We start from the raw sequence: 21005 nt of genomic DNA, 5'->3' as shown, positions 1-21005 counted from the left end.
TCCCGAACTCAGCAGTGAAACGATGCATCGCCGATGGTAGTGTGGGGTTTCCCCATGTGAGAGTAGGTCATCGTCAAGATTAAATTCCGAAACCCCTATCTGCTGATGCAGGTAGGGGTTTTGTTTTTAGTAGAAGTCATCAATTTTACCGACACGTTGTCGTTGAACGGGTTGGATACAGAATTTCTTGACGACCATAGAGCATTGGAACCACCTGATCCCATCCCGAACTCAGCAGTGAAACGATGCATCGCCGATGGTAGTGTGGGGTTTCCCCATGTGAGAGTAGGTCATCGTCAAGATTGAATTCCCAAAACCCCTGTCTGCTGATGCAGACAGGGGTTTTGTCGTTTTTGGGCCGGTAATCGGATCGAGCCTCTGATGCCCCGGCAAACCCCCAATGCCGTTGCTATGCTGTTGTAGTCGGGCTTTGGCGACCCAAAAGCCCGCGACGGTCACTGGTCATGGGGATTCCAATAATGAAAAACCCTTATGCTCCCGGCTTTTGGTGTGCGACGGCGGCACTGCTGCTGCTGTCGGCCACTTATTTCTATGGCGTCATGCTCACTCACCAGATCGACAAGGCGCTATTGTTCCTTGATAGTGCGGCGGCGTTGATTGGCGTGATATCCATTGCAATCGTGGCCTGGGCATCGCTACAGGGCCAACGCATCAAGAAAAAACACCTCGAGCAAGGCAAGACCCTGGTGCTGATTTGGGACACCAAAGTGGCGCTGCGCCGTGTCGAAACGGTGTTCGACCGTTATTTCTGGGGCAGCTATTGGCAGCCTGGCCGCACGTTTCAGGAAGTCATGGGTGAGCTCACTGGCACTCCACTGGAGAAGAGCCTGGAGGCCCTGAAAATCCAATGTGCAGCCTTGGACAAGCAAGTCACCCCAGATGGCTGGCACTGGCTCAACAACGCCCGTGAATTGTGTGACGTGGCTAACGCCATGGCCCGTGAGCGCTATCAACTGGACTTTTGCGATTCACGCGCAGAGTCATCGGGTGCGGCGGTGATCAATCGCGATTTCGAAGTGTTGGTGTACACCTGGACGGCCCGACTCAAGACTTTCGATCATCAGCTCGACGAGATCGAAGTCCAATATTCGTAGACCACCTCTCAAGAAAACGTTTTTACCCCTATAAACATTGGGCCCGAAAGGGTGCCTGATGGTAATCTCCCCTCCTCTTTACGGCGTCGAGCCACACCCTTCGCGGGTCAGGGAAGACGACGGCTTTCTTTAACCATGGATATCGATCGGGTCACTCATGAATAAATCAGCAAGCGTACTTCTGGGAATCGTTGTGGCTGTCGGAGCTATCAGCGCGGGCGGCGCCTGGTACACCGGGACCAAACTCGAAGGCGTTTTGACGAACGCTATTGCCGATAGCAACAAGCAGATGCAGACAGCTTTGGCTGGGTCCAACAGCACTGCCACCCTGGAGCTGGTTTCCATGGACCGTGGAACGTTCAGCAGTACCGCCCACTACCGTCTCAAAGGCGATGGCGAAATATTCGGCGGCGAGCCGGTTGAGCTGCTCTTCGTCGACCAGATCGAGCACGGCCCTCTGCCATTCTCGCGCTTGATTACGCTCAAGTGGCTGCCGGTCATGGCCACCAGTCACACCGCTCTTGAGCGCAATCCACTGACTGACAAGTGGTTCGCGGCCACCAAGGACCAGTCCCCACTCAAAGGTGTGTCCAACCTGGGCTACGACGAGTCCATCAACGGCACCTACGAGCTACTGCCATTGGAAACGAAGCTGGATGAGCAATCCCAGCTCACCTTCTCCGGCCTGAAATTTGACGTGGCGGCCAGCGCTCAAGGCCAGAAGATCAAGGCCGACGGCTACATGGACAGCTTCAAGTTGACCACCGTCGCCGAAGACCAGACACCTGTGCAGGTCGAGCTGAACGGCCTGACATTGGCCAGCAACCTGAGCAAGAGCTCATACGGTTACTACATGGGTGACAACACCCTGCTGATGAGCAGCACCAAGGCGACCTTTGGCGAGCCGAAGTCGGTGCTGGGCCTGAAGAACTTCGAAATGAAGAACAGCAGCAGCGAGAACGGCACCAGCGCTTCGGGGCGAGCCGATTACAAGATCGGTGAACTGTCGTTCAACGACAAGACCATTGGTTCGGCACAGATGGCAGTCAGCCTGAAGAACCTCGACATCCCGGCGACCATGTCGCTGATGCAGATCTATCAGACCAAGCTGCAACCCTACGAAAAAGCCGCTGCCGAGGCCGCTGCAGCCGGTGAGCCAGCGCCAGAGTTGAGCCTGACCGAAGCGGAAGAAGCACAGGTCAAGGCCGATCTGGAAAAACTCCTGGCCGGTGCCCCGCAAGTGGCATTGGAAAATCTGTCGTTCAACACAGCCAACGGTGAAAGCCGCGCCAGTCTGATCGTAGATCTGACCAAGCCACAGTCCATGGACTTGCCACCGGATGAGTTGGGCCGTCAGTTGCTCGCCCTGCTGGATTTCAATCTCAAGGTTTCCAAGCCGATGCTGGTGGACTTGATGACCGTGCAGGCGCAGATGGAAGGCCAGACGGATGCCAAGCTGATCGCCGATCAAGCCACCGCCACCAGCGACATGTTCAGTGCGATGGCGGTGGGTACTCAGCTGGCGACCCTTGAAGGCAACGATGTGGTTACCAAGCTGCACTATGCCAACAACCAGGTCGACTTCAACGGCCAGAAAATGACCGTTGAGCAATTCACGGCATTTGTGATGAGCAAGCTGGGTGGTGGCGTCGCCGTCCAGTAACGCATTCGAGCAATACCCCAAACCCGGCCCGTGCATGACACATGGGCTGGGTTTTTTTATGCCCCCGATCAGCCCTGAGCCGAAATCTGTATCGATTCTGAAGAATTGTGGCGTTCCTGAAGATGACCCGTCCGAGAGTGCAAGACTAGGCCCATTAGAGCTTGGCTGGATTCCTTGATCCGGCTTCCTGTTTGATGGGCAAGGGGGCACTGCGACCCGGCTGGCCATGTAAGGATGCTGACGAATGCCGCGTACTGTGGGTCCTTTTATTCATCGTGGTTTGCGCCCGTTGTTTCGCGTCGCGCTGTGCAGCCAATTGTGCTGGCCGATGCTTGCGTCAGCCGATACCGCCTATGACCAAATGGTGCTCGACGCCCGTGCGGGCCATTACACGCCTGCGCTGACCGCGTTGCGCCAGGTGTCGGCCGACCAGGCCAGCGCCGCGCAGATCAGTGACCACCTGCAAATCGCCAGTTGGGCCGGGCTCGACGCCGAGGTGGTGAAAGTCTATGAGGACCAGGGCCGTTATCGAGCGCTGCCCGTCCAGGCGTTGACTGCAACGGCTCGCGCCTATCGCAACCTCAAGCGCTGGGATTCGGCGGCCGAGCTGTACCGCCAGGCCTTGGTGATTGATCCTCAGAACCCTGATTTGCAACTCGGCCTGGCGTTGACCCAGGCCGATGCAGGCCGGCCCGACGAAGCTGTCACTCGCGCCAAAGCCCTGGTTGCTGCCAAGCCGACAGATCCGATGCGTCGGCTGGCCCTGGGTTATGCCTTGACCCGCGCCGACAGCCCCCACGAAGCACTGTTCGAATACGACCAGGCTTTCACCCGCGCAGGCAACAGTCCAGAGGTTGCGCGGGAATACATCTACGCCCTGCAACGCGCGCGGCTGCCGGAGCCGGCGCTGCGCCTGGCGCGTCTACAGCCGGGGTTGATCGACCGTGGCGTGCAGCGACGCCTGGAAGGTGACGTCGCGGCCGAACGGGTGCGCCTGGCAGACATGGCCAGCCGCAGCGAGCAGGAGCGCTTCGTCATTGCCGACCGCGCCCTTGCCGACTACGACAAGTTGCTCGCCACCTGGACCCCGGTGGCAGAAGCCCATGACGACGTGCTCCGTTGGCGCATCGATCGCATGGGCGCTCTCAATGCCCGCGCCCGTCGAGCCGAAGTGATTGCCGAATATCAGAAGTTGCTCGCCGAGGGTGTGAGTATTCCTACCTATGCCCTGCGCTGGGTGGCTTCTTCCTATCTGGAACAGCGGGAGCCGGAAATCGCTGTCGAGCTGTACCGCCGGGTCCTGATCGCGCCGGATGCCGATCCTGCGGAGCGCTTCGAAGACAGCACCGCGCTGTACTACGCGTTGTTGGAAAGTGAAAAGTCCGAAGAGGCCCGTGCCCTGGCCGAAGACATGGCGAAATCCCAGCGCCCACGGGTCGAACTCAAGGGCCTGCCGATCGGCAACCCCAATGATGAATGGATGGACGCTCAGCAACTCGCCGCCCAGGCCGGCACGTACGGCGCCGACTTGCCCTCTGCCGAGGCGCGTCTGGAAACCCTGGTCAATCAAGGTCCCGGCAACACGGGTATGCGCCTGGCCCAGGCCGATCTGTACCAGGCCCGTGACTGGCCGCGCCGTTCGGAAAGCCTGCTCAAGGAAGTCGAGACAACGATCCCGCGCAACCGTGATCTGGAAGTCGCCCAGGCGCGTGCCGCCATGGATTTGCAGGAATGGCGGCAGATGGATGCGCTGACCGACGACGTGGTCGCCCGCTACCCGGAAAATGCCCACGTCAAACGCCTGCAACGCCAGCGTGAGGTCCACGACATGGCCGAGCTGCGCATCGAGGCCTATACCGGCAAGAGCTATGGCGGTGGTAGCGGTGACGCCGGTGCAGTCACTGGCAGCCGGGACTTTGGCATCGAAACGCTGCTCTACAGCCCGCCCATCGATGAAGACTGGCGGTTGTTCGGCGGTGCCGGCTACGCCACTGGTGATTTCGAAGAAGGCACCGGCCATCACCGTTGGCAGCGCCTGGGTGTGGAACGTCGCACCCGCGACATGACGCTGGAGGCCGAGGTTTCCAATCACTCTTATGGTTCCGGTGACAAGCAGGGCGCGCGCGTGGCGGTGGCTCGGGACATCGACGATCACTGGCAGTACGGCGGCAGTTTGGATTATCTCTCGGCCAATACCCCGCTGCGGGCGCTCAACAGCGGGATTCGCGCCAATGGCGGTAGCGGCTTCGTCCGGTGGCGTGCCCATGAAAGCCGCGAGTGGCGACTGGCGGTCAGCCCGTCCCATTTCAGCGACGGCAACAACCGCCTCGAAACCCAACTGACCGGTCGCGAGGGCATCTACAGCACGCCGCGCCTGCAAGTGGAGCTGGGCCTGGAAGTGGGCGCCAGCCGTAACAGCGGCTCAAACGAAGTGCCTTATTTCAACCCAAAATCGGATTTCAGCGTCATGCCAACCGTGAGCGCCAACCACGTGTTGTATCGCCGCTATGAAACCACGTGGAGCCAGCAGTTCCAGGCCGGCGCCGGTACCTACAGCCAGCGCGACTACGGTACTGGGGCCATGGGATTGCTCAGTTACGGCCAGCGCTTCATCTGGAACGACGTGCTGGAGGCTGGTGCTGCGCTGAGCTGGCTCAACCGCCCCTACGACGGCGATCGCGAAAGCGATCTGCGCCTGCTTGTCGACCTCACCTATCGCTTCTAGAAGAGTTTGAAGATGCCTGTCATTTCGCGATTCATCCTTCTGCTGGGGGCCTTGCTGATCAGCGCTTGTGCCCAGCAAGCCCCGGCGTTCACGCCACCCGCGCAGCGCCCGCTGGCGGCCAATGACGCCCCGTGGCCAAAGAACCATGTGCTCGGCATCGCCTACCACGACGTCGACGACCGAGACCCGGACCAGGCGCTGGTAGCCGTGCGTACCGAGCGGCTGATCGAACAACTGGCGTGGCTGCGGGAAAACAATTACCAGCCGGTCACGGTGGATCAGATCATCACCGCCCGCAATGGTGGCCCGGAATTGCCGCCGCGTGCGGTGCTGCTCAGCTTCGACGACGGCTACTCGAGCTTCTATACCCGCGTCATGCCCATCCTGCGCGCCTATAACTGGCCGGCGATCCTCGCCCCGGTCGGCAGTTGGGTGGATACGCCGCTGAACCAAACGGTGGATTTCGCCGGGGTGCCGCGCAAGCGTTCCGAGTTCCTGACTTGGGAGCAGATTCGCGAAGTGTCGAAATCGGGCCTGGTGGAAATCGCCGCCCACACCGACGCTAATCACAAGGGCATCCTCGCCAATCCGCAAGGCAACCAGCAACCTGCCGCGACCACCCGGCGCTACGACCCCGTCACCGGTCGTTATGAGACCGAGGCCGATTTCCAGGCCCGCCTGCGCAAGGACGTGGCGGCCATATCCGAGAAGATCCGTAAAGTCGCCGGCTACAGCCCGCGCGTCTGGGTCTGGCCTTACGGTGAAGCCGACGGCACGGCGTTGCAGGTGATTGGCAGCGAGGGCTATCAAATGGCCCTGACCCTGGAAGACGGCCTCGACAGCCTGGATAACCTGATGAGCGGTCCACGCTTCCTGGTGGCGTCCGATCCCGATGGCGCCCATTTCGCCGAGAGCATCGTGTCGGTGCAAACGATGGACCCGATGCGCGTGGTGCATGTCGATCTGGATTACGTCTACGATCCAGACCCGGTGCAGCAGGAGGCCAATGTCGGCAAGTTGGTCCAGCGCATTTCCGACCTGGGCGCCAATACCGTGTTCCTGCAAGCCTTCGCCGATCCGAAAGGCGACGGCCTCGTGCACTCGTTGTACTTCCCCAACCGCCACCTGCCGGTACGCGCCGACCTGTTCGATAGGGTTGCGTGGCAATTGCGTACCCGGGCCAATGCCAACGTCTATGCCTGGATGCCGGTGCTCAGTTTTGCCTTGGACGCGAAGTTGTCACGGGTACAGCGCTGGGACCCGGAAACCGGCAAGATCGGCGTCGCCCCGGACCAATACGTGCGCCTGTCGCCGTTCGATCCGAAGGTGCGCCAGGTCATCGGCGAAATCTACCAGGACCTGGCGCGGATGAGCTCGTTGGATGGCGTCCTATACCATGACGACGCGGTATTTTCCGACTTCGAGGATGCCAGCCCTGCGGCCATGAAAGTCTATGCCGCCCACGGTTTGCCGACGTCCATCGCCGCCCTGCGGGACGATCCTGCGGCGATGCAACGCTGGACCCGCTTCAAGAGCCGCTACCTGATCGACTTCACCCATGAGCTGACGGCCAAGGTTCGGGCGATTCGCGGCCCGCAGATCCTGACGGCGCGCAACATCTTTGCCGAACCGATGCTCAACCCGGAAAGCGAAGCCTGGTTCGCCCAGAACCTCGACGACTTCCTCGGTGCCTACGACTGGACGGCACCGATGGCCATGCCGCTGATGGAAAAGCAGACCCGCGAGCAATCCGGCCCTTGGCTCGAGCGCCTGGTGGACACCGTCAAGGCTCGCCCCGGCGCGCTCAAGCGCACGGTGTTCGAATTGCAGGCTCGTGACTGGCACAGCAAGCCGGCCAGCGACATCGACGGCAAACAATTGGCCGACTGGATGGGACGTCTCAAGCGCAAAGGCGTGACCAGCTTTGGTTACTACCCGGACAACTTCATCGAAGACCAGCCCGCCGTGAAAACCGTGCGGCCGGCGCTCTCCAACAAGTGGAATCCTTGACATGCTCGACAGACTGCTCGCCCTGCTGGTGCTGGCGATCGTCCTTGGGGTGCCCCTGGGCCTGATCTTCCTGGTCACCGGGCAATTCCTGATGGACTTCGTGTTCTTTTACCCGCTGTTCATGTCCGGGCTGTGGATCGCCGGCGGCCTGTATTTCTGGCTGCACTGGGAGCGTCACTGGCCGTGGAAGGACGACACCTTGCCACCGGCTCTGGCAGGCGAGCCGCTGATCAGCATCCTGATTCCGTGCTTTAACGAAGGCGACAACGTCGCCGACACCATTCACGCGGCGCTGGGCCAGCATTACCCGAACATCGAAGTCATCGCCATCAACGACGGCTCCAAAGACAACACCGCCCAGATGCTCGATCAACTGGCGGCTGAAGACCCGCGCCTGCGCGTGCTGCACCTGGCGGAAAACCAGGGCAAGGCCGTGGCCCTGCGCATGGGTGCCATCGCGGCGCGCAGCGAATACCTGGTGTGCATCGACGGTGACGCGCTGCTGGCGCCGAACACTTGTGCTTATCTGGTGGCGCCGATGTTGGATAACGCCCGTCTCGGCGCGGTGACCGGCAATCCGCGCATCCGCACCCGCTCGACCCTGATAGGCCGGGTCCAGGTCGGTGAGTTCTCGTCGATCATTGGCTTGATCAAGCGCACGCAGCGGGTGTTCGGGCGGATCTTCACCGTCTCCGGTGTAATCGTTGCGTTCCGTCGCACCGCCCTGCACCGGGTGGGCTACTGGAGCCCGGACATGATCACCGAAGACATCGACATCAGTTGGAAGCTGCAACTGGATCACTGGAGCATCTTCTACGAGCCGCGCGCGCTGTGCTGGATCCTCATGCCTGAAACCCTGCGCGGCCTGTGGCGGCAACGGTTGCGCTGGGCCCAGGGCGGCGCCGAGGTGCTGTTCAAGAATATCCGTGGCATCTGGCAATACCGCCACCGTTATCTGTGGCCGTTGTTGTTCGAATACTGCCTGTCCACCGGTTGGGCGTTCACCTTCCTGCTGTCGGTGATCTTCTGGGGCGCCGGTAAATTCGTCGAGATGCCAGCCGCCATTGCCGTGGATCACCTAATGCCGCCGGCCTTCACCGGCCTGTTGCTGGCGGTGGTGTGCCTGCTGCAATTCGCGGTGAGCATCCTGATCGACCGGCGCTACGAAAAAGGCCTGTGGCACATCATGTTCTGGGTGGTCTGGTACCCGTTGGTGTTCTGGCTGATCAGCCTGTTCACCACCCTGGTGAGCTTTCCCAAAGTGCTGTTCGGGCAGCATCAGAAGCGTGCGCGCTGGATCAGTCCGGATCGCGGTATCAAACCGTTCGATGATCAGGAAGAGGAAGTGATCCGATGAAAATTATCAGGACCCGGCAGCGGCCTTTTCTGGTGGTCATCGATGCGCTTTTCACCGTACTGGCGTGGGTAGGGCTCTTGTATCTGCTGGTCAATGGGCTATGGCCGCTGATCGACAGCCAGGCAGGCCCGCGCCTGGGCGGGTCGCTGTTCGACACCCTGGCGACCTTGCAGGTCTATGGCTGGATTGCGTTGGTCAACGCGGTGCTGCTGATTACCTGGGCGCGATATCAACAGCGCAAAAGTCGCAGCTTCGCCCAGCGTCGACTGCCGGCGCCGGTGGTGGATGATCAAGGCTTGAGCGCCAGTTTCAAGTTGACCGACGAGCGTCTGGACACCTTGCGCCAGCCCGGCTCGAAGATTATCCACAACAACCAGGAAGGCGACATCAGCCATGTCGTGCCGCATTTCCACCTGCTCAGTCCGGAATTGCAGCCACCGCCCCTGGCGCCATTGGAGCGGCCACGGGTGATTCACTTGCCGGCTGATCAGTCCGTACATTGATGCGAGCTGTGCCGACGCTTTCGCGAGCAAGCCCGCCCCCACAGGGGATTGGGGGTATGGCGGATATTTCGGTCAGCCCAAGACAAAACTGTGGGAGCGGGCTTGCTCGCGAATGCTGCGTGTCAGTCAATATTGATGCCGGCTGATACACCGCTTTCGCGAGCAAGCCCGCCCCCACAGGGAATTTGGGGCTAGGACGAAAAATCCCGGATCAGCCGCCACGCTTCGTCCACCGGTAACGGTTGTTTCATGCGCTGGGCCAACGCCGCCATCGCCCGGCCTTCATCGCAGGCCACCGCGGCGGCAACGAGGCCGTCCTTGCCCAGCAGGGCGATAAAAGGCGGATGCTCGGGCGTACCCTTGAATTCCACTTCGTCCCAATGCTCGGCGTGGCCGAGGTAGTCGTAGCGTTTGCCGAAGTGATAGGTCCAGAAAAACGGCACGTCCAGATAGTGCTCATCGCCGCCGAGCATGTTCGCGGCGGCGATGCGCGCCTGTTGCTGGGCCAGGCGCCAATGTTCGATGCGCACAGGCGCGCCGTTCAGGGGGAAGGTCGCGATATCACCCACGGCCCACACGCCATCCGCCACACGCATGCCCGCATCAACCGACAGCGAATGGTCCTGTTCCCGCGGCAACTGCGCAAACGGCTCGGTGGCCGGGCGCACGCCGACACCGATGATCACCAGGTCCGCGGCAAAACGCTGGCCATTATCCAGCATAACCGCTTCGACCTTGTGTGAGCCCTCGATCCGCGCCGCCTCGCCGTCGGTGTGGTAGACCACGCCGTTGGCCCGGTGGCGGGCCAGGATGGCCTGGCCGACGCTCGCACCCAATTGCGCGGCGAACGGCACCGGGTGCCGGGCCAGGACAGTGACGCTCAGCTCGCGCTTGCGCAGGGACGAAGCGACTTCCATGGCAATGAAACTGTCGCCGATGATCACCGCCCGTTGCCCTGGCCGGACAGTGTCGAGAATCTGCCGGGCGTGGGCGATCGAGCGCAGCACGAAGACTTGTGGCAAATCGACGCCAGGCAACGCTAGCGTCTTCGGTTCCCCGCCAGTGGCAATGAGCGCGGCGTCGTAGTCCAGGCGCCGGCCATCGGCGAGGTGGATTTGCCGGACACTCGGGTCCAAATGGATGACCTCGCCATGGAGCCTTTCGATGCGTTGCTGGGTGAAGTAAGTTTCATCGCGCAGCGGCGCCGTCTCGTTGACTGCCATATCCCCAGCCAGCACATACTTGCTCAGCACCGTACGGTCGTAGCCGGCTTCGGCTTCGCGGTCGATCATCAGGATGTGGCCGCCAAACCCCCTCTCCCGCAACGCCGCCGTACCAGCCGTGCCGGCCGCACCGGCGCCGATGATGACAAACGTGCGCGCGTCATCGGCCGGCGGGACTTTGTCGGACGGCAGCGGTTGGTCATCGACCCAGACGTCACCGTCCCGCACCTCGACGTGATAGCGCGTCAGGCTGTCGAGGGCCGGCGGCTCGCACAGGGCGCCGTCTTCAGCCCGGAACGCCGCCTTGTGCCATGGGCATATCAGCCGTCCATGACACACCGCGCCCTTGGCCAGTGGGGCGCCGGCGTGTGGGCATTTGCCCTGGAAGGCGCGCACCTGATCGCCGGAGCGCAGCAGCAGGATGGACGTGTCGTCGATTTTGACTTCGAGGCCGCGGTCTTCGCGAACGTCGGCGAAACGGGCGACTTGATGCAGAGACATGATCGTTCTCCGGCTGGCGTTTCCCGTTGGAGTCGCAGGGCCGGAGCGAGGTTCAGCATAATTGTCACTGCACCCCTGGCGAAGCTGCGGCTATAGTTCGCAAGCCGTCCATGGCCTGACACGCACAAGGTGCCCCGGTATGACCCGATTGAAGATTCTCACCCCTTGGCTGGCGGCCGTCGCCCTGGTGCTGTGTGCCCAAGGGGCTGTCCAGGCCGAGGAGCGTTTCACCCTCAGTATCCCCGGCGTCTCGGACGATCGCCTCTTCACGGCGGCGGCAGCAAGTGATGCCAACACCTGCGGTGGCAAGAACATTTCCCCGGCCCTGAGCTGGAATGCCGGCCCACCTGGCACCCTCAGCTACGCCATCGTCATGTTGGACCCGGACGGGCAACGGGGGCAGGGTGTCGACCACTGGATCCACTACGGCATCAAGGCCTCCACGCGGCAGATTCCGACGGGCGCCGGCACCAAGTCCTCGTTGGAAGGCATGAGCGGAATCAACAGCAAGAACACCCACGGCTACATCGGCCCATGCCCGCCTATCGGCGACAGCGCTCACCATTACCTGATCCAGCTCTTCGCCCTCGACCTGCCGCCGGAAGCCTTGCCCGCCGGCCTCACACGGGCCCAACTGATGGAAAAAATCAAAGGCCACGTCCTGCGCAACAGCAGCGTAGTGCGCCGCTACCACCGCTAAACAGCGCAGCTCCCCGTGGCGAGGGAGCTTGCTCCCGCTGGGCTGCAAAGCAGCCCCCATGACGCTGGCCCCCGACACAATATTGGCATCACGCGCCAAAAACGAGCACTATCGAACCCCTGTTCACTCATGCCGGAGGATGGCGATGACGCAGAAACCCGACGGCATCGCCCGCCTGTTGAACTGCCCCACCAAGGGCGACGAAATACGCCGGGCCATTGCCCAGAGCCGCAAGGATTTCCTGCCTGTCGACGAGGCCGAAGACGCCGAGCCAGGCCAGCCACCGGTTGAACCGGTGGACAATGATCGCGACGACTGAGCCGTCGCCTCTTTCAACCGACTTGTTCAAATCTGCCTATGACTGCTGCCACTGTTCTAACCGGTGATCGATTCAGCCGCTCCGATTACAAAACCCTGGGCCTTGCCGCCTTGGGCGGCGCGCTGGAGATCTACGATTTCATCATCTTCGTCTTCTTCGCCCTGACCCTCAGCCAATTGTTCTTCCCGCCGGAAATGCCCGATTGGCTGCGCTTGCTGCAAAGCTTCGGGATTTTCGCCACCGGCTACCTGGCCCGGCCCCTGGGCGGCATCCTCATGGCGCACTTTGCCGATCGCCTGGGGCGCAAACGCGTGTTCAGCCTCAGCATCCTGATGATGGCCTTGCCGTGCCTGCTCATCGGGGTGATGCCGACCTACGCGCAAATCGGTTATTTCGCTCCGTTGCTGTTGCTGGCGCTGCGTATTTTGCAGGGCGCGGCGGTGGGCGGCGAGGTGCCCAGCGCCTGGGTGTTCGTGGCCGAACATGCGCCGTTGCATCATCGTGGCTATGCCCTGGGTTTCCTCCAGGCCGGCCTGACCTTCGGCTACTTGCTGGGTGCCTTGACTGCAACGGCGCTGGCGCGGATCTACACGCCGGAAGAGATTCTCGATTACGCCTGGCGCCTGCCGTTCCTGCTGGGGGGCGTCTTCGGGGTGGTCGGCGTCTGGTTGCGCCGTTGGTTGAGCGAAACGCCGATTTTCATGGCCCTGCAAACCAATCGCGAAGGTGCCGCGGAACTACCGTTGCGCACAGTCCTGCGCGACCACCGCCAGGCCTTGCTGCCCGCCGCCCTCCTGACCTGCGTGCTGACTTCTGCCGTGGTGGTGTTCGTGGTCATCACCCCGACCGTGATGCAGAAAAGCTTCGGCATGACCCCCAGCCACACCTTCGCCCTGAGCAGCCTGGGCATCGTCTTCCTGAACATCGGCTGCGTCCTGGCCGGCCTGATCGTCGACCGCATCGGCGCTTGGCGCACCGTCATGCTCTACAGCCTGCTGCTGCCCCTGGGCATCGCCGTGCTCTACGCCAGCCTGATCAGCGGTGGCGCCTGGCTGGGCCTGGCCTACGCCGTCGCCGGCCTGGGTTGCGGCGTGGTTGGTGCGGTGCCGTCGGTGATGGTCAGCCTGTTTCCGCCGAAGATTCGCGTGTCTGGCATTTCGCTCACCTACAACATCGCCTATGCCCTTTGGGCGAGCATGACCCCGTTGATGCTGATCGCCTTGGTGCCGTGGAGTCCGTGGGTGTGCGTGGGGTATTGCGTGGTGATGGGCGCGGTGGGCGTGGCTGCGGCGGCGTATTTTCCGGGGCGGGGAGAGCGAGCTCGGGATCCTGTGTTGGCTTCGGAAACCTGATCAGTAAAAGTTGTTATGGATCTTTTCTGAAAGGGCGAGTGTGAGATTGATCAAAGCGCAACCACTAAGAGTTTCTTAGCGGTTCGCTGCCGACCGTTGTTTCAAAAACGCTCGCGCAAAAAATCCACAAAGGCTCGGGTGCGTGCCGAGCGGCGTCGGTCCTGGCTGAACACGGCGCTGATGGGCAGCGCCAGTGGCTGGTAATCGGCAAGCACAGTGCAGACGGTTCCCTGGCGAACATCGGCCGCGAACAACCACTGTGGTGACAGCGAAACGCCCAGCCCCGACAGCACCATTTCCCGGATTGCCTCGCTGCTGTTGCAGGTGACGTTGCCCTTAATCGTGACGCTGTGCTGTCGGCCATTCTGCTCGAATCGCCAGACGTCGTAATGCTCCAGCAGCGTGAACGCCAAACAGTTATGGCCGGCCAGGTCGGTCGGTACGAGGGGCGTGCCGTGCTGTTGCAGATAAGCAGGGGAGGCGTACACCCGACGCGGGCTGTCGCCGAGGGGAATCGCCACCAGCCCTTCGCTTTTTACCACGCCGATACGAATGGCCAGGTCGATGTTTTCCTTCAACACGTCTTCGTTCTGGTCGCTTAGCCTCAGGTCGATCCGAACTTGCGGATGGCGCGCGAGGAACTCGCCCACCAGAGGCGCAATGCACAATCGGCCAAAACTGACGGGCGCCGCCACGCGCAGCAGGCCGGCGATCTGTTCCTGGCCACTGGCGAAACTGAGCCGTGCCGCGTCGACGCTGGCGAGTATGTCCTTGCTCTCGGTGTAGAAGCGCTGCCCCTGGTCGGTCAGCGCGAGATGGCGGGTGCTGCGGGCAAACAGCGCCCCACCCAGATGCTGCTCCAGGGCGCGGATCTGCTTGCTCACCGCCGGTTGGCCCAGGTTCAGTTCCTTGGCGACCGCCGAGAAGGAACCGCGCTCCACCACCCGCACGAACACCTGCATTGCATAGAGCAGATCCATCAGGATTTGGCCTCTGTCTGGAATGAATCCTATCCATTGTTGCTCACTTATCGGAATGCGTCTGCGCTCCCATGATGAACCTGCCCACTCATTGGAGGTTTACCGTCATGAACAACACCATGCTCGCCGCCGTTGCCGAAACCGCTCAGGCGCCGCTGATTGTCCGTTCCATCACCCGGCCCGTTCCCGGCAAGGGCCAGGTATTGATCAAGGTGCACGCTGCCGGCATCAACCCGCTGGACACCAAGATCGCGGCAGGTGGTGGCGCCCATGCACGCCAGCCGTTGCCCGCTGTATTGGGGATTGATCTGGCCGGGACGGTCGTTGAACGGGGCGAAGGTGTGTATGACTTCGCCCCTGGCGACGAGGTATTCGGCATGGCTGGCGGAATCGGCGGGGCCCAAGGCGCGCTGGCCGAGTACATCGCAGTCGATGCCCGCCTGATTGCGCTCAAGCCTCGCTCACTGAGCATGCGCGAAGCGGCCGCCTTGCCGCTGGCCTTCATCACGGCCTGGGAAGGCTTGGTCGATCGCGCCAACGTCCGGGTCGGGCAACAGGTGCTGATTCATGGCGGCGCCGGTGGCGTCGGTCAAATGGCCGTGCAAATCGCCAGCGCCCGGGGCGCCCAGGTCTACGCCACGGGCTCGGCCCACAGCCTGGATTTCATCCGCGAACTGGGCGCCTCAGCCATCGACTACCGGACCCAGGACACCGACAGCTACGTGCGCCAGTACACCGATGGCGAAGGCTTCGACATCGTCTACGACACCGTAGGCGGCCCGACCCTGGATGCGTCGTTCAACGCGGTCAAGACTTACACTGGCCATGTGCTCAGCTGTCTTGGCTGGGGCCAGCACAGCCTCGCGCCGTTGTCGTTCCGGGGGGCAAGCTATTCCGGGGTGTTTACGTTGATGCCACTGCTGACCGGAAAGGGGCGCGAGCATCACGGACATCTCTTGCGAGATGCCGCGGCGCTGGTTGAATCAGGGCAACTGCGGGTCAACGTGAATCAGCGCCGGTTTGGCCTGGGGGAAGTCAATGAGGCGTTTGCCCAGGTAGCCGAAGGGCGCGGGGCGGGGAAAACGGTGGTAGAAATTGGGTTTGAGTGAGACGGGAGTAGAAATGCAGCCGCCATTACGCCGCTACCGCTCAAGGACGAATTCAAACATGCGAGTTTTAGCGGTCATTTGAGCGGATTCATCGACGACGACCTGCGGGGCATTCCGTCCCGCTAGCAATGCCTGCTGTAGCGTGCTGGCGATTGCTCCAATCACTGCACTGGGCTGGCGATTTTTAAGGTGGCCAGCCCTGTCTTCACGGCGCTGCAAAAAAATCTCTGGTCATTAACCCGAACCGCGTATGACCTGCGTCTGACTCTGTGAACGGATCATTCATTCACGAGGTTCAGCCCATGTCCCGTCCACTTCTTTTTATGCGTCCTGCTGCCCAAGGCTTCGCCGTGACTTTGCTGGTGGCGTTGGCCGGTTGTGGGTTGTCTTCTTCCCGGGAGACGGCCATTCCATCCGAACCGGTGTCCGTGGCCCCGAGCGTCGTACCGCAAGGCGAGATCGCCGAAGTGGGGCAGTCGACGGCCAAGCGCATGCTCATGAAGCCGGCTGCGATGCCCGCCCCCAGTGTGGCGAACGATGCGATCGCCGCCGGTTATCGCGCCGAGCCGCGTGAACAGTACGAAAAGCTCCCGGACAACCCGATTCACAGCGTGGCCGAAACACCGGTCTCGACCTTTAGCGTGGATGTTGATACCGGCAGCTATGCCAATGTGCGACGTCTGCTCAACCAAGGCAGCCTGCCACCCGAAGGGGCGGTGCGGCTGGAGGAAATGGTCAATTATTTTCCGTACAGCTACGCCTTGCCCACCGACGGTTCACCCTTTGGCGTGACCACCGAGGTGGCCCCATCGCCGTGGAACCCCCACACCCGCTTGCTGCGCATCGGCATCAAGGCCAGCGACCGCGCCGTGGCGGACCTGGCGCCGGCCAACCTGGTCTTCCTGGTGGACGTTTCCGGTTCCATGGACCGTCGCGAAGGCCTGCCGCTGGTCAAGAGCACGCTGAAACTGTTGGTGGACCAATTGCGCGACCAGGACCGAGTGTCGCTGGTGGTTTATGCCGGTGAATCCCGAGTGGTGCTCAAGCCCACGTCGGGTCGCGACAAGGCGACAATCCGCAACGCCATTGATCAACTCGACGCCGGTGGTTCCACGGCGGGCGCTTCGGGTATCGAGCTGGCCTATCAGATGGCGCGGGAGAGCTTCATCGACAAAGGCATCAACCGCATCCTGCTGGCCACCGATGGCGACTTCAACGTCGGGGTCAGTGATTTCGACAGCCTCAAGCAGATGGCGGTGGACCAGCGCAAAAGCGGGGTATCCCTGACGACGCTGGGCTTCGGTGTGGATAACTACAACGAACACCTGATGGAACAATTGGCCGACGCCGGTGACGGTAACTACGCCTACATCGACAACTTGCTCGAAGCGCGCAAGGTCCTGGTGGACCAACTCAGTTCCACCCTGGCAGTGGTGGCGCGGGACGTGAAGTTGCAGGTGGAATTCAACCCCGCCCAGGTCAGCGAATATCGCCTGTTGGGCTATGAGAATCGCGCATTGAAGCGTGAAGACTTCAACAATGACAAGGTCGACGCGGGCGAGATCGGTGCCGGGCATTCGGTGACGGCCTTGTATGAAATCGTTCCGAAGGGCGCGCCGGGCTGGTTGGAGCCGCTGCGCTATGGAAGTACGCCTAAATCGGAGGGCACCTCGGCTGAACTGGCAATGTTGCGCGTGCGCTACAAACCGGCAGAGGGTGGTAGCAGTCGCTTGATCGAACATCCCATCTCCAGCGTGCAAGGCGACCGCAAGCCCAGCGATGACCTGCGCTTCTCCGCCGCCGTGGCCGCCTTCGCTCAACAGCTCAAGGGGGATGGGCGCTACACTGGGACGATGAGCTTGAAGGACACCGCTCTATTGGCGCGCTCGGCCCGTGGTGACGATCCGTTCGGGCTGCGTGCCGAGTTCGTGCAGTTGGTGGAGCTGGCCCAGAGCCTTGAGCCTTCGGCCAAGCGCTGATCCTGGCCACGACGGGGATCAAATGTGGGAGCTGGCTTACCTGCGAAGGCGGCGTGTCAGGCACAGCAGTTTCGCCTGACACGCCGCCTTCGCGGGCAAGCCCGGCTCCCACAGAGTCCTCTGCAATCTGCAAGACCGTGTTCTACATCGAAAGGAGTTCGTCACCCACATGCCCGCTGCGCCTGAGTCTCCCAGCGACGAATCGCTGCTGGCCCGCTACCGCAATGGCGACGGGGCTGCTTTCGAAGTCCTGTACGCCCGCCATCGGCAAGGGCTTTACCGTTTTCTGGTGTCCTTGAGCAACAAGGCCGAACTGGCCGAGGAAGTGTTCCAGGACACTTGGCTCAGCCTGATTCGCAGCACCACCCAGCCACAAGGCCGGGCGAGTTTTCGCACCTGGCTGTTCCAGATTGCCCGCAACCGCTTGATCGATCACTGGCGCAAACACGGTATCCATAACCCGCTGCACGACAGCTACGACGAGCAACTTCACGTCCAACCCGACGACACCAGCGGCCCCGAGCAACAGCTGACCCTGAGTCGCGACCAGGCGCGTCTCGACGCCGCGTTGCAGGCCTTGCCCGAGGATCAGCGCGAAGTCTTCCTGCTGCGCCTGCACGGCGACCTGGAGCTGCCACAGATTGCCGCCCTGACCGGTGCCCCGCTGGAAACGGTCAAGAGCCGCTTGCGTTACGCCCAGCAGAAACTGCAGCGACTGCTGGCCGAGGAGGTACCCGCATGATCGACCCCAAACACACCCCGGACCTCGACGACGAAAGGGTCGTCGAGCATTTCCGCCAACACGCCAGCGGCGAGCCGCCGGCCTCCCTGGACGCCTTCATCCTGGCCGCCGCCCGTCGTGAAGCCCCCGCGCCAGCGCCCAGCCTGTGGCAACGCTGGCTGCAAGCGTGCCAACGGCCGCGCTGGCAAATGGCGTTCGCCACGGTCGCCGGCGTGGCGCTGATGATCGGCCTGGTGCTGCGTTCGCCCGTGCCCCACGACGAACTGGCCTCACCCGCTTCGATGGAGTTTTCCGCCGACCAGCAAGAATCCGCCGCCGCAGCACCGCCGGCCATGCCCGCCCCCGCGCCGATCACCCGCATGGCACCCCAGGGCGAACTGGCCCGCGCCCCGGCCAGCCCGATGCAGTCCTTGGCGGAAAAGCCAGCGGCGAAGATGAGCAAATCCGCGCCGGCTGCACTGCCGTCGCTGGAGCAAGGCTTGATGGAAATCCTGCGTTTGCGCGAGGCGGGGGATACCAAGGCCGCAGATGAAAAACTGCTGGCGCTGCACAAGCGCTTTCCTGAGGAGGATTTGCCGGCGCGGTTGGAGGCGTTGCAGAAGCGTTGAGGTCGGCGAGTCAACGTCCGTGGCGAGGGCTCGGGCCGCGCTCGGACGATCTTTTGATCTTTCGCTTGAGGTTCAAGTGTCAGGGGAAAGATCGCAGCCTCGCTTCGCTCAGCAGCTCCTACAGGCCGAGCGGGAGCAAGCTCTCACCTCGCCACAATGGTTCACGCAAGCTATAAGTGAACGGCACTACGATCCATGACCGAGACTTTTGGAATGCTAATAGTCCCCAGAAGCTGAAGGATTATTCGCCCTTGAGCGCCCTTTCGTAGTCGGCTGAAAAACTCGTCAAATCCGTGCCCAAAACCAAACACAAATCCCGCAACTGAACCGTATCCAGTCTTCGCACTCCTCGCTCCACGTCGCTCATGAATGACTGAGGTCTGCCCAGCGCTGTCGAGCACTGTGCCTGAGTCAGCCCGGATTCGATGCGCATGCGCTTGAGGACCTGAAGAAAAACCTCGTGCTCGCGTCGATAAATAGCTTTGGTCATGGCTGCATCCATTGAGATTTGCTTCGCCAAGCTATATCTGCTTTTCGGATATCTGAATTTCAGGTATTTTGACTTGAATGGCGGATAGAACAGAGCGTTCAGGCTCTCTCTTGACGCCTGGAGTCCGTTTCATCCATTTATCGTTTCGCCTGACAAGGAGTCGTACGTATGTCGCATTACATACCGTTGCAAACCAACAACCCCGAGTGCCCCGTCCTACTGATCGACAGCCAGATGCCCACTGCAATGCTGATTGACAGTGCGCTCAGCCGCATCAAGGCCGGGACCGACCTTTTGGAAAGCATCACTTCGGTCACGATCAAGGGCATCGACGATGGGGATTTGTATCGATTTACCAACGCGGCGTATTTGCTGCTGCGAGAAGGTTCGGATTTGCTGGAAGTGGTGAGTCGCAATGTCGATGGTGCTGGCAGATTGTAACTGCAGTCAGTAGGTGCTCGTGCATGGCTGCATGCAAAACGTGCCTGCTGCATGTCGTATTGATGGAGCCGAATTAAGTGAATGGTATCTTGAACGCAAGGTGCGTCCGGATACAAAAAAGCCCCGATCTGGAGATCGAGGCTTTTGGGCGTTATCGGGGATAACCGAATTTTTAGTTATTTGGAGTTGCGCGCCGGTTGCTGTGGAGATGTTGACTGTGGCTGGATGGGGGCTGGTTGGCTATAAACCGTCCGCTTTGCCATATCCATACCGAAGTCGATGGCTTTGTTACCTAGGTAGCCACCGACCCCTATCACAACGGTGATCACAGCAGTCGCAGCGTAGATTTGTTTTTCCACAGTCGAAAGCTTCGATCTGACCTTGGATTGTTCATCCTTCAGTTCGCCTACTTTCTCGCTGAGATTATTGATGCTGGATTCCATAGATGCCATCGAAATCTTCAGGTCAATAAAAGCCTGCATAGCCCAGTCAGGGCCCGACTTTGGAGGTGTTGAAACTGGTGGTGACGGGGTGGTGTCATCGTCGTGTCGGTGTTTGACCATTACGCCTCCCACCTTGACTTGATCCAATCCCAGATGTTTGTAGGTGCGCGCCCATAATATGAGCTGATTGCGGCCACTACACCCGTGCCTGTGGATCCCTCAGAAATGCCTGCCAAATTAGACAATTCTTGGCTGGTGCCAGAGTAGCTTACCGCGAACCCTGATGTAGGAAGCTTTATAAAATCCACCTTCCCACCGTTTTTCAACGACTCCAGCTCACGCTCGATGAGATGGGGGTTGGCGATTGGAATAATCAGAAATATAGCCATTCGATTGCAGTCCGTTTACAAGCTCATCCATGATGTTTGGGACGAGTATCGTCTATATCAAAGACAGTCTGCTATCTCAATCAGTCAAAATTTCAGACGAATGTGTTTCGGACAAAGAAAAGCCCCGACAGGTGACCCTGGCGGGGCTTCTTTTGCGTACGCTTCCTGCCTGCTGTGCGGGTGCGTTCGCTGCGAAGGGTTATGCGAGATTCTGAATTCTTTGGTGCACCAGGCGGGATTCGAACCCACGACCCCTGCCTTCGGAGGGCAGTACTCTATCCAGCTGAGCTACTGGTGCAGCGCGGGCGCCATGATACTCATATGCGTGGCGGGCGTCCATGCTGCTGATTTGCCGT

The 21005-nt window shown here is 61.1% G+C and carries 18 protein-coding genes, 1 tRNA gene and 1 rRNA gene; 15 read left to right on the top strand and 5 right to left on the bottom strand.

The features are described from left to right. Window positions 1-186 precede the first annotated feature (186 nt). The 7 genes from rrf (at window position 187) to pgaD (ending at window position 9373) form a co-directional block, all read left to right on the top strand. Window positions 187-302 (top strand): 5S ribosomal RNA (rrf, locus tag J3361_RS23255). Between the two features lie 177 nt (window positions 303-479). Beyond that, entirely contained in the window at window positions 480-1115 is a 636-nt protein-coding gene (locus J3361_RS23250) for an NADH:ubiquinone oxidoreductase subunit N (protein ID WP_207966496.1), read from the top strand. 157 nt (window positions 1116-1272) lie between these two features. Next, window positions 1273-2778, top strand: a complete 1506-nt coding sequence (locus J3361_RS23245; RefSeq protein WP_207966495.1) for a YdgA family protein — start codon at window positions 1273-1275, stop codon at window positions 2776-2778. Between the two features lie 244 nt (window positions 2779-3022). Next, entirely contained in the window at window positions 3023-5503 is a 2481-nt protein-coding gene (pgaA, locus tag J3361_RS23240) for a poly-beta-1,6 N-acetyl-D-glucosamine export porin PgaA (RefSeq protein WP_207966494.1), read from the top strand. Between the two features lie 12 nt (window positions 5504-5515). Next, window positions 5516-7513 carry a poly-beta-1,6-N-acetyl-D-glucosamine N-deacetylase PgaB gene (gene pgaB, locus J3361_RS23235; RefSeq protein WP_207966493.1) on the top strand — a complete coding sequence of 666 codons (1998 nt, stop codon included), beginning with the start codon at window positions 5516-5518 and terminating at the stop codon, window positions 7511-7513. A gap of 1 nt (window position 7514) precedes the next feature. After that, window positions 7515-8870: a poly-beta-1,6-N-acetyl-D-glucosamine synthase gene (gene pgaC / locus J3361_RS23230; RefSeq protein WP_122566756.1), complete on the top strand. Its 1356-nt coding sequence runs from the start codon at window positions 7515-7517 to the stop codon at window positions 8868-8870. Next, window positions 8867-9373, top strand: coding sequence for a poly-beta-1,6-N-acetyl-D-glucosamine biosynthesis protein PgaD (gene pgaD / locus J3361_RS23225; RefSeq protein WP_207966492.1), 507 nt, complete (start codon window positions 8867-8869; stop codon window positions 9371-9373). Before pgaC ends, pgaD begins: the two co-directional genes overlap by 4 nt. A gap of 191 nt (window positions 9374-9564) precedes the next feature. Here pgaD and J3361_RS23220 read toward each other — a convergent pair whose 3' ends face one another. After that, window positions 9565-11097 carry an apoptosis inducing factor family protein gene (locus tag J3361_RS23220; RefSeq protein ID WP_207966491.1) on the bottom strand — a complete coding sequence of 511 codons (1533 nt, stop codon included), beginning with the start codon at window positions 11095-11097 and terminating at the stop codon, window positions 9565-9567. Between the two features lie 139 nt (window positions 11098-11236). On the opposite strand from J3361_RS23220, the gene J3361_RS23215 reads away from it, so the two are divergent. The 3 genes from J3361_RS23215 (at window position 11237) to J3361_RS23205 (ending at window position 13468) form a co-directional block, all read left to right on the top strand. Next, window positions 11237-11797 carry a YbhB/YbcL family Raf kinase inhibitor-like protein gene (locus J3361_RS23215; protein ID WP_207966490.1) on the top strand — a complete coding sequence of 187 codons (561 nt, stop codon included), beginning with the start codon at window positions 11237-11239 and terminating at the stop codon, window positions 11795-11797. Between the two features lie 145 nt (window positions 11798-11942). Then, entirely contained in the window at window positions 11943-12116 is a 174-nt protein-coding gene (locus J3361_RS23210; RefSeq protein WP_186709969.1) for a hypothetical protein, read from the top strand. A gap of 38 nt (window positions 12117-12154) precedes the next feature. Then, window positions 12155-13468 (top strand): MFS transporter, encoded by a 1314-nt coding sequence (locus tag J3361_RS23205; RefSeq protein WP_207966489.1) that lies wholly within the window; start codon window positions 12155-12157, stop codon window positions 13466-13468. A gap of 101 nt (window positions 13469-13569) precedes the next feature. Here the strand turns inward: J3361_RS23205 and J3361_RS23200 are convergent, their stop codons facing one another. Continuing rightward, entirely contained in the window at window positions 13570-14448 is an 879-nt protein-coding gene (locus J3361_RS23200) for a LysR family transcriptional regulator (protein ID WP_207966488.1), read from the bottom strand. A 107-nt stretch (window positions 14449-14555) separates the two neighbouring features. Between J3361_RS23200 and J3361_RS23195 the strand changes: the two genes are divergently transcribed. The 4 genes from J3361_RS23195 (at window position 14556) to J3361_RS23180 (ending at window position 18886) form a co-directional block, all read left to right on the top strand. After that, the gene (locus tag J3361_RS23195; protein ID WP_207966487.1) at window positions 14556-15557 is read left to right on the top strand and encodes a zinc-dependent alcohol dehydrogenase family protein; all 1002 of its coding nucleotides are present in this window, start codon (window positions 14556-14558) and stop codon (window positions 15555-15557) included. A gap of 302 nt (window positions 15558-15859) precedes the next feature. Beyond that, entirely contained in the window at window positions 15860-17536 is a 1677-nt protein-coding gene (locus tag J3361_RS23190) for a VWA domain-containing protein (protein WP_207966486.1), read from the top strand. Between the two features lie 169 nt (window positions 17537-17705). Further along, the gene (locus J3361_RS23185; RefSeq protein ID WP_207966485.1) at window positions 17706-18278 is read left to right on the top strand and encodes an RNA polymerase sigma factor; all 573 of its coding nucleotides are present in this window, start codon (window positions 17706-17708) and stop codon (window positions 18276-18278) included. Then, window positions 18275-18886: a hypothetical protein gene (locus J3361_RS23180; protein ID WP_207966484.1), complete on the top strand. Its 612-nt coding sequence runs from the start codon at window positions 18275-18277 to the stop codon at window positions 18884-18886. Before J3361_RS23185 ends, J3361_RS23180 begins: the two co-directional genes overlap by 4 nt. A 241-nt stretch (window positions 18887-19127) precedes the next feature. Here the strand turns inward: J3361_RS23180 and J3361_RS23175 are convergent, their stop codons facing one another. Further along, window positions 19128-19376, bottom strand: coding sequence for a helix-turn-helix transcriptional regulator (locus J3361_RS23175; RefSeq protein WP_207966483.1), 249 nt, complete (start codon window positions 19374-19376; stop codon window positions 19128-19130). 168 nt (window positions 19377-19544) lie between these two features. On the opposite strand from J3361_RS23175, the gene J3361_RS23170 reads away from it, so the two are divergent. Further along, a complete protein-coding gene (locus J3361_RS23170) occupies window positions 19545-19817 on the top strand; it encodes a hypothetical protein (RefSeq protein ID WP_207966482.1) in 273 nt (90 codons plus the stop codon). Between the two features lie 176 nt (window positions 19818-19993). On the opposite strand, the gene J3361_RS23165 is transcribed toward J3361_RS23170, so the two are convergent. Beyond that, window positions 19994-20380 (bottom strand): hypothetical protein, encoded by a 387-nt coding sequence (locus J3361_RS23165; protein ID WP_207966481.1) that lies wholly within the window; start codon window positions 20378-20380, stop codon window positions 19994-19996. Window positions 20381-20870: 490 nt separating this feature from the next. Next, window positions 20871-20947 (bottom strand) — tRNA-Arg (locus J3361_RS23160). Between the last annotated feature and the right edge of the window lie 58 nt (window positions 20948-21005).

It is taken from the genome of Pseudomonas sp. OA65 (assembly GCF_017498305.1).
GTDB classification, from domain to species: Bacteria; Pseudomonadota; Gammaproteobacteria; order Pseudomonadales; family Pseudomonadaceae; genus Aquipseudomonas; species Aquipseudomonas zanjanensis.
Note: the sequence above shows the minus strand (reverse complement) of the source record. Positions and strands in the feature narration are given on the sequence as shown.